Origin of the sequence: Streptomyces sp. CB02009 (assembly GCF_001905825.1) — a bacterium.
In the GTDB taxonomy this organism is placed as follows: domain Bacteria; phylum Actinomycetota; class Actinomycetes; order Streptomycetales; family Streptomycetaceae; genus Streptomyces.
Genome location: NZ_LIVV01000015.1, coordinates 77,694 through 86,317 on the forward strand (window position 1 = coordinate 77,694; position 8,624 = coordinate 86,317).

The window sequence follows — 8,624 nt, forward strand, 5'->3', positions numbered from 1 at the left end:
TGCGGCTCCGCCCGGCCCGCGCCGCGGGCTCAGCCCTTCGGCAGCACGCCGGGCGCCGGTGCGGACGCCTTGGCGAGCACCGCAGAGACCCCGAGGACCGTCCCGGCCGGTCCCGCCGAGGTGGTCCTGGTGAGGACCGTGCGCTCACCGAGGAACGCCGACGTCGTCCGGTCGAAGATCCACTGCGTCTGCTCGCCGTGCGCGGTACGGGCCACCGCGACGCCCTCACGGCCGGCCGCGTCCTTCGCGGACGGCAGCAGGGTCACTCCGGGGATCCGCGCAGCCGCCCCGTACAGCGCGGCGGTGACCTTCGGCGGTGCCCAGGTCTCGGCGAGCAGGGTCCCGATCGCGGTGAACGCCCGCTGGTCGGCGTCGCCCTCGCCCGCGCGCGTCTGGTCCCGGACCAGGCGCAGCAGCGCGTCCGGATCCGTGGGGAGCGCCGCCACGTACGCGTGGGTCGGGTTCGTGACCGAGGGCGCCGCCGTCGCGAGGGTGGTCCTGCGGGGCGTGGCCCCGGGACCGTCCAGCTCGTACACGGGCAGCTCGGCCCCGAGCTCCGTGTCGGCGGCGCCGGGCTCGCGCAGCAGCCCCGGGCGGCCGCCGTCGACGGGGAGCCACACCTCGCGCTGGTGCGCGGGCGGCAGCGCGGCCGGTCCGCCGGCCGCGTCGCGCCCCGCGTGGGCGACGAGGCTCTTGACGTAGACGTACCCGCCCGGCCGGGCGTCCGGCGCGGGCGCGGCCGCCGCGGCCAGCGCGGCACCGGACAGGACGCGCACGGCATCAGGGGCCGCGGGCCGCCCGGCCGAGACACGGCCCGGAGGGCCGGCCGGCCCCTCCTGGGGCGCGAGCACGACGGCACCGGCCACGACCGCGCAGGCGGCGACGGGCGCGGCGATCCAGCCGAGCCGCAGCCCGCCGCGCGCCCCGCGCTCACGAGGCGGGCGGGCCGCGGCGCCGTCACCGGTGGCGAGGGCGGTCCGCAGGACGGTGTGCCGCAGCTCGCGGTCCCGCTCCGGCGCGAGCTCCGGCACCGGCGGCGGGGGCAGCAGCTCGGCGAGCTCGGCCCGCAGCAGCGCGTCCCCGCGCGCATCGGCCGTGCGGTGGTGCGGCGTACGGGGGGTGAAGGCGTTCATGCCTGGTTCTCCGGGATCGGTCGGGGCACGAGGGCGGGACGGACGGTGGACGGCGCCGCGTCGGCTCGGCCGACGGCATCGGGTGCGGTGGCTCGGCCCCGGGCACCGGGGAGGGCGGTTCGGCCCTCGGCCAGGGGGGAAGAGGCGGGGCGCGCGGCTCCGGAGTCGGCGACGGGCGGACGGGTGCCGCGGGCGGGTACGTCGTGCGGCCCCACAGCTCCGCCGGGAGGCCTCACAGCTCCGCCGGCCGGCCTCACGGCTCTGCCGGGCGACCGCACCGCGGCGGCCGCCGCCCGCTCCTCCCGGCGTGCCGTGCGCAGTTCGGCGTCGGCGAGCTTCCGGAGCCGTTCACGCGCCCGCGACAACCGGGACCGGACCGTCCCGACCGGGACGCCCAACGCCTCCCCGGCGGCCGCGTAGTCGAGCCCGGCCCACACGACGAGCGTGAAGACCTCCCGCTCACGCCGCCGGAGCCTGCCGAGAGCGGCGCGGGCGGCCCGTATCTGCTCCCCGTCGGTCATCCGGGCGAGGACGTCGTCGGCGAAGTCCGGCAGGACGCCCCGGTCGGGCATCCGGGCCAGCGCCGCGTCCCGCCGCCGTGCCTCGCGGGCGGACCCGCGCATGATGTTGGTCGCGATGCCGAGCAGCCAGGGGCGCAGACTGCCGCCCTCGGCGTGCACCTTCCCGCGGCAGCGCCAGGCCTCCAGGAACGCGGCGGAGACGACATCCTCGGCCGCCGCCCGGTCCCCGCACACCCGGAGGGCGTAGTGGTACAGCACGCGCGCGTGCTCGTCGTACGCCTCACCGAGCGCGGAGGGGTCCCCGGCGCGGAAACGATCTCTCATAGGTGATTCCACACAAGGCACTGGGCGGTGGTTCGTCCGGGTTCCCGTGACCCCCGCCACACCGCGCACCGGCCCTGACCAGGACGTGCGTCACCACTGCCCCTGCCCCCGGCCCGCGCGGCCCCCGGCCGGCGTCAACCGCCGTACGTCGCCTGCGCGTCCCCGAGGACCTCCGCGAAGTCCGCCGCCAGGCGCGGCGCCTCCTCGGGGGCGAGCGTCGACGCGGTGATCCGCACGGCCGGCGGGGCGGCGATCCGGAACCGCGCCCCCGCGGCCACCCACCAGCCCCGCGTCCGCAGCCCGTTGACCACAGCCGACTCGTCCCGCACCGGCACCCACACGTTCAGCCCGCTCGCGCCGACCGCCCGGATCCGGTACGCCCCGAGCGCGTCGATCAGGGCCGTCCGCCGCTCCGTGTACGCGGCCTCGCCGTCGGCCACGAGCGCGCGCACCGCGCCGTCGAGGAAGAGGCCGGCCACCGTCTCCTGGAGCAGGTGGCTGACCCAACCCGAGGTCATCAGCATCCGCCCGTCGTGCCGCGCGAGGGTGGCCGCGTCGCACGCGACGCCGGCCCATCGCAGGTCGATCCCGAGGTGCTTCGAGGCGGTACGCACCTGCGCCCACCGGTCGAGCCCGGCGGCGGCGAGGGTGTACGCGGTCGCCCCGCCGATCTCCGCGTTGTGGTCGTCCTCGACGACGAGCACCTCGGGGAAGTCCCGCAGCACCGCCACGAGTTCGTCCCGCCGCGACCGGGTGAAGTACGCCCCCGTCGGACACTGGCCCCTCGGGCTGCACACCACCGCGCGCACGCCGCCCCGCAGCGCCGCCCGCAGCGACTCCGGTACGAGACCCTCGCCGTCCACGGCCACGGGCACCAACCGCATGCCCAACGCGGGGACGAGGTCGAGGAGATGATGGAATCCGGGATCCTCCACGGCCACCGCGTCACCCGGCCGCAGCTCCGTCGAGAGCAGCCGGGCGATGCAGTCGAGTGCGCCGTGCGCGAAGGTCACGTGCCGTGCGGGCACGCCGTCCCGCTCGAACCACTGCCGGGTCACCTCCTCGAGCGCCGCCGTGCGGGGCGCGGCACGGTGGGACCCGTACCCCGGGGTGACCGTCGCCGGTGGCCGCAGCACGGGGAGGAAGCGCGGGTCCGGGTGGCCGCCGGCGAGGTCGACAAGGCCTTCGGGTACGCGCGGCGGACGCCGGGAGGCCACCGACGGCACGTCCGCGACGACCGTCCCGCCCCGGCCCCGCGTGACGATCAGGCCGCGCTGCCGCAGCTCCTTGTAGGCCGTCGCGACCGTCCCCGGACTCACTCCCAGGTCGTCGGCGAGCCGCCGCACGGGCGGCAGGGCGTCACCGGGGGAGAGGGCGCCGTCGGCGACGCCCCGCTCCACGGACGCGGCAATCCCCTTGGCCGTCGTGCCATCGATCGAATATTGTGCTGCCACGTAATCAAGTATGTATCAATACAAAGCAGTTGGCAAGGGGGACCCATTGAGCCGCTCCACCCGCTCCACCCGAACAGCCCTCAAAGACCGCATCCCCGGTGGCCGCGACGGCCGCCGCATGCTCGTCATCGGCTTCATCGACAAGTGCGGCACCGGACTCTGGTCCACGGCCATGGCCCTCTACTTCACGTTCGTCACCGGGCTCGACCTCGGCCAGGTCGGCCTCCTCATCGCCGTCTCCGGCGCCGCCGGCATCGCCGGCGCCCCGCTCGGAGGCCGGCTCGCCGACCGCTTCCCCCTCGTCCGCGTCATCATCGGCACCCAACTGCTCCGCGCCGCGGCCCTCCTCGCCCTCCTCACCACCGACGACTACCTCCTGCTCGTCCTCTTCTCCGCCGCCGGCGCCCTTCCCGACCGCGCCACCAACGTCCTCACCAAGCTCTACGCCGCCCGGGTCGCCGGCCCCGACCGCGTCCGCTACCAGGCCGTCAACCGCACCACCTCCAACATCGGCTGGACCCTCGGCGGCCTCGGCGCCGCGGCCGCCCTCGCCGTCGGCAGTACCACCGCCTTCCACCTCCTCCTCGTCGGAGACGCCCTCTCCTACCTCGTGATGGCGGCGCTCACCCTCCGCTGCGCCGAACCCCCGGCCCCCACCACCTCCCGCGTCGCCGCCGCCTCCACCGACGCCACCCCGGCGGCGAAGCCCTCCAATCCCTGGCGCGACCGCGGCTTCCTCCGCTTCACCGCGGCGGACTCGGTCTTCTTCCTCCACGACTCGATCCTCCAGGTCGCCCTGCCGCTCTGGATCGTCCACGCCACCGAGGCCCCCGTCGGCCTCGCCCCGCTCCTGATGGTGGTCAACAGCGCCCTCGTCGTGATCTTCCAGGTCCCGCTCTCGCGCTTCGGCTCCTCGACCGAAGCCGCCCGCCGCCTGCTCGCGCCCCTCGCGGTCCTCTTCACCGTCGGCACGCTCGCCCTGACCGTCTCCGCCCTCGGCGGCCGGACCCTCGCCGTCGCCGCCCTGATCACCGCGGCCGTCGTCCTCACCTTCGCCGAGATGATCCACACCATCGCGTCCTGGGAGATCTCCGTCGCCCTCGCCCCCGACGACGCACAGGGCGCCTACCTCGGAGTCCACGGCCTCGCCCAGTCCACCCAGCGCTTCGTCGGCCCCCTCCTCATGACCGGCCTCGTCTCCGCCGGCCCCCTGGCCTGGCCCTTCCTCGGTGCCGTGCTCGTCGGCACCAGTGCCGTGCAGAACCGCCTCGTCCGCCGACGCCTCCCCGAGCCGTCACTGTCAGTGGCGAAGGTTACGGTGAGTGAGCACTGATCGGACCGCATTCCAGGGGGAGACATGACACGGACCGGCACCACCCCAGCGAACCTCCGCCGCGCCCTGCGCCGCGAAGTACCCAGCACCGTCGGCCTCCTCGCCGACGAGCACGACTTCACGGCCATGCGGCGGTACCGCACCTTCGTCTTCGACGACCACGCCACCTACCTCCGCCAGGTCGAGGCCCTCCTCAAGACCCTCGCCACCCAGGGCGGCCACACCACCGTCACCCTCTTCGACCCCGAGGAGTACGCGGCCTACTGCGCCGAAACCGCCCTCGACCCCGACCACCCCACCAGCCGCAGCCGCTTCACCGCCCACCTCGCCGCCACCGGCGCCCGGATCACCTACACCGGACAGCCCCTCAGCACCCTCCTCCCCGAGCTGGTCGACACCGCCGTCCGCCACGCCACCTGGGAGTACGCCACGACGGTCCTCGCCACCACGGGCGACTGCGCCACCTGCGGCAAGGACATCGGCAGGGCCGCCTTCGAGCGCGCCTCCCGGCTCCTCGCCCGACTCCTGGAGGCCGCCGGCCCGGGCACCCACCACCTCGTCTGCAGCGTCCCGGCCGCCGACGACCGACTCCTCGCCGTCCTGCACGCCGACGGCACCACCGCACCCACCGCCGTCGAGGAGACCGCGGCCGCCGAGTTCACCGCCGTCCTCGCCGCGGGCATCGTCCTCGGAGCACCCGGTGGACTCGTCCTGCGCACCACCGCACCCGGCGCCCGCGACCGACTGCACGGCTGGCGCCTCACCGGCGGCACCCTCACCCCCCTCACCGAGGCCGAGGTCTTCGCCGCCTACTGCACCGACGCCCGCACCGGCGAACCCCTCTCCCCGGAACCGGGCGTCGACCACCGGGCCGGCTTCTTGCTCACCCCCGACCCCGACGACGACTGGACCACCCACCACTGACCCCGCACACGCCGAAGGGGCTCCCCGCCACCTCGGTGACGGAAAGCCCCTTCGTCGAGCACCCCCGGGAATCACTCCCCGGACAGCACCGCCTGCGCGGCCACCCGCGCCTCGTGCGCCGTGTCCGCGGCACGCGCCGCGGCCGCCGCACGCTCGCACTGCGCCAGCGTGTACTTGGCCAGCGTCGCCCGCACGTACGGAATCGAGGCAGCACCCATGGAGAGGGAGGTGACACCCAGACCCGTCAGCACACACGCGAGCAGCGGGTCGGCAGCGGCCTCGCCACAGACACCACAGCTCTTGCCCTCGGCCTTCGCCGCCTCGGCGGACAGCGCCACCAGGTCGAGCAGCGCCGGCTGCCACGGGTCCTGGAGCCGCGACACCGCGCCGACCTGACGGTCGGCGGCGAAGGTGTACTGCGCCAGGTCGTTGGTGCCCAGCGAAAGGAACTCGACCTCCTGGAGGATCGAGCGCGCCCGCAGCGCGGCCGAGGGAATCTCGACCATCGCACCGAACTTCGCCCGCAGCCCCGCCTCACGGCACGCGTCGGCGAAGGCCTTCGCGTCCGTACGGTCGGCCACCATCGGCGCCATGACCTCGAGGTACACCGGCAGCCCCTCGGCCGCCTTCGCCAGCGCGGTCAGCTGGGTCCGCAGCACCTCCGGGTGGTCCAGGAGCGACCGCAGACCCCGCACACCGAGCGCCGGGTTCGGCTCGTCCGCCGGAGTCAGGAAGTCCAGCGGCTTGTCCGCGCCGGCGTCGAGCACCCGCACGACCACCCGGCCCTCGGGGAACGCCTCCAGCACCTGGCGGTAGGCCTCGACCTGCTTCTCCTCGGACGGAGCCTTCGCGCTGTCGTCCAGGAAGAGGAACTCCGTACGGAACAGACCGACACCCTCGGCACCGGCCTCCACCGCCGCCGGCACGTCCGCCGGACCACCGACGTTGGCGAGCAGCGGCACCTTGTGCCCGTCCGAGGTGGCGCCCGGACCGCTGGACGTCGCCAGCGCGGCCTTGCGCGCGGCGGCGGCCTTGGTCAGCTCCGCCTTCTTCTCCTCGCTCGGGTCCACGAAGATCTCACCGGTCGAACCGTCGACCGCGATCATCGTGCCCTCGGCGAGCTCACCCGCGCCCGGCAGCGCGACGATCGCCGGCACGCCCAGCGCCCGCGCGAGGATCGCGCTGTGGCTGGTCGGCCCGCCCTCCTCGGTCACGAACCCGAGCACCAGCGTGGGGTCCAGCAGCGCCGTGTCGGCGGGCGCCAGGTCCCGCGCGATCAGCACATAGGGCTCGTCACTGTCCGGCACACCCGGCATCGGCACACCGAGGAGGCGCGCCACGATCCGGTTCCGCACGTCGTCGAGGTCGGCGACGCGCCCGGCCATGTACTCACCGGCACCGGCGAGCAGCTCGCGATAGTGCGAGAAGGCGTCGTAGATACCGCGCTCGGCCGTGCTGCCCACGGCGATACGGCGGTCCACATCGGCGATGAGCTCCGGGTCCTGGGCGATCATCGCCTGGGCCTCGAGCACGTGCTGGGCCTCGCCACCGGCCAGGTTCCCGCGTGCGTTGAGGTCGGCGGCGACAGCCTCGACGGCCTGGCGGGCGCGCCCCTGTTCGCGCTCCGCCTCGTCCGCCGGAATCTGCTTGGCCGGCGGTTCGAGGACCGCCGTGCCCATGTGCCGGACCTCGCCGATCGCCACACCGTGGCTGACGCCGACGCCTCGCAGCGTTGTCTCCATCTCACCCGTCTCCGATAGAGCGGCGGCGCGTGCCGCCGCGTTGAATGTCGAACTCGCGGTCGTCACGGGGACGATCCGGCTCAGCTCCAGCCGAAGAGCTGGTCGCCGGCCTTCACGTCGCCGTCCTCGACGACGTGGGAGAGCGAGTCCGCAGTGGCCTCGAGGGCCACGATGGGACAGATGGGGGACTTGCCGGCGGCCTCGACCGCGGCGGGGTCCCAGCGCACGACGGCCTGTCCGCGCTGGACGGTGTCGCCCTTGCTCACGAGGAGCTCGAAGCCCTCGCCGTTGAGCTGGACGGTGTCGATCCCGAGGTGGGTCAGCACGCCGTGGCCCTCACCGTCGACGACGACGAAGGCGTGCGGGTGCATGGAGACGATGACCCCGTCGATGGGGGAGACGGCCTCCGAGGGCTCACGTACGGGATCGATGGCGGTGCCGGGCCCGACCATCGCACCGGAGAAGACCGGGTCGGGAACTGCGGCGAGACCGATGGCGCGTCCGGCAAGCGGCGACGTCACGGTTGTCATGGGAAGCCTCCCAGGGGCGGAGATTGTGTGGCGCCGTCACTACCTGTCCTGGACGGCGTACTGTTCAGAAGCGTAAGTCATAAGAAGTCCCAGTTCCGCACGAGACGTACCAGTTGGGCGGAGCTAGGGACCACCGGAAACGATTTGCCTCAGCTGACGGTGGGATGTACTGTCGTACTCCTGCCTGACCCCAACGCGGCCTTGAGTCGCGGGTCGGCAGCACCTATCAAGCCAGATCCTAACCCCAGTGGTCTACACCTCTGCATGCTCGCAGGGACGTGGTCGGGGGGACCGAGAAAGCCTGGTAATGTTCAACCCCGCCGGGAACGGAAAGCGCGAAAGTGAATTCCTGCCCAGCGAACCCGCTCCAGCGGGTGGCAGAAACGGGAAATTGGATCTGCTAGGCTGGAAACACGAAATACCGAAGGGAAGCCCGGAGGAAAGCCCGAGAGGGTGAGTACAAAGGAAGCGTCCGTTCCTTGAGAACTCAACAGCGTGCCAAAAATCAACGCCAGATTAGTTGATACCCCGTCCATCTTCGGATGGCGAGGTTCCTTTGAAAGTCCTGCCGGCCTTCATGGTCAGCAGGCAACATACACAGCGAGGACGCTGTGGACAGTCGGCCTTATTCCGGTCTGACTGTCCCGCTCAACGCGAGTGTCA

Annotated in this window: 7 protein-coding genes; 2 read left to right on the forward strand and 5 right to left on the reverse strand. The window is 73.5% G+C overall.

What is annotated here, in order from left to right; genetic code table 11:
* Positions 1–29 precede the first annotated feature (29 nt).
* The 3 genes from AMK27_RS39240 to AMK27_RS39250 all read right to left on the reverse strand — a co-directional run bounded on the left by AMK27_RS39240 (position 30) and on the right by AMK27_RS39250 (position 3,432).
* Positions 30–1,133 (reverse strand): CU044_5270 family protein, encoded by a 1,104-nt coding sequence (locus AMK27_RS39240; protein ID WP_107425785.1) that lies wholly within the window; start codon positions 1,131–1,133, stop codon positions 30–32.
* On the reverse strand, positions 1,130–1,978 hold the full coding sequence (locus AMK27_RS39245; protein ID WP_079188794.1) for an RNA polymerase sigma factor: 849 nt from the start codon (positions 1,976–1,978) through the stop codon (positions 1,130–1,132). Before AMK27_RS39245 ends, AMK27_RS39240 begins: the two co-directional genes overlap by 4 nt.
* A gap of 134 nt (positions 1,979–2,112) precedes the next feature.
* A complete protein-coding gene (locus AMK27_RS39250) occupies positions 2,113–3,432 on the reverse strand; it encodes an aminotransferase class I/II-fold pyridoxal phosphate-dependent enzyme (protein WP_073919123.1) in 1,320 nt (439 codons plus the stop codon).
* 46 nt (positions 3,433–3,478) lie between these two features.
* Here AMK27_RS39250 and AMK27_RS39255 point away from each other — a divergent pair, with 46 nt between their 5' ends.
* Both AMK27_RS39255 and AMK27_RS39260 read left to right on the forward strand, forming a co-directional pair.
* Positions 3,479–4,765, forward strand: coding sequence for an MFS transporter (locus AMK27_RS39255; RefSeq protein WP_274535768.1), 1,287 nt, complete (start codon positions 3,479–3,481; stop codon positions 4,763–4,765).
* Between the two features lie 24 nt (positions 4,766–4,789).
* Positions 4,790–5,689 (forward strand): hypothetical protein, encoded by a 900-nt coding sequence (locus tag AMK27_RS39260; protein WP_073919126.1) that lies wholly within the window; start codon positions 4,790–4,792, stop codon positions 5,687–5,689.
* A gap of 71 nt (positions 5,690–5,760) precedes the next feature.
* Here the strand turns inward: AMK27_RS39260 and ptsP are convergent, their stop codons facing one another.
* Entirely contained in the window at positions 5,761–7,431 is a 1,671-nt protein-coding gene (gene ptsP, locus AMK27_RS39265; protein WP_073919127.1) for a phosphoenolpyruvate--protein phosphotransferase, read from the reverse strand.
* An 80-nt stretch (positions 7,432–7,511) separates the two neighbouring features.
* Entirely contained in the window at positions 7,512–7,961 is a 450-nt protein-coding gene (locus AMK27_RS39270) for a PTS sugar transporter subunit IIA (RefSeq protein ID WP_055600192.1), read from the reverse strand.
* Between the last annotated feature and the right edge of the window lie 663 nt (positions 7,962–8,624).

Excerpts from the sequence above, each read along its gene's own strand:
- AMK27_RS39240 (WP_107425785.1), bottom strand. The coding sequence starts at position 1,133 with ATGAACGCCTTCACCCCCCGTACGCCGCACCACCGCACGGCCGATGCG.
- AMK27_RS39245 (WP_079188794.1), bottom strand. The coding sequence starts at position 1,978 with ATGAGAGATCGTTTCCGCGCCGGGGACCCCTCCGCGCTCGGTGAGGCG.
- AMK27_RS39260 (WP_073919126.1), top strand. The coding sequence starts at position 4,790 with ATGACACGGACCGGCACCACCCCAGCGAACCTCCGCCGCGCCCTGCGC.
- ptsP (WP_073919127.1), bottom strand. The coding sequence starts at position 7,431 with ATGGAGACAACGCTGCGAGGCGTCGGCGTCAGCCACGGTGTGGCGATC.
- AMK27_RS39270 (WP_055600192.1), bottom strand. The coding sequence starts at position 7,961 with ATGACAACCGTGACGTCGCCGCTTGCCGGACGCGCCATCGGTCTCGCC.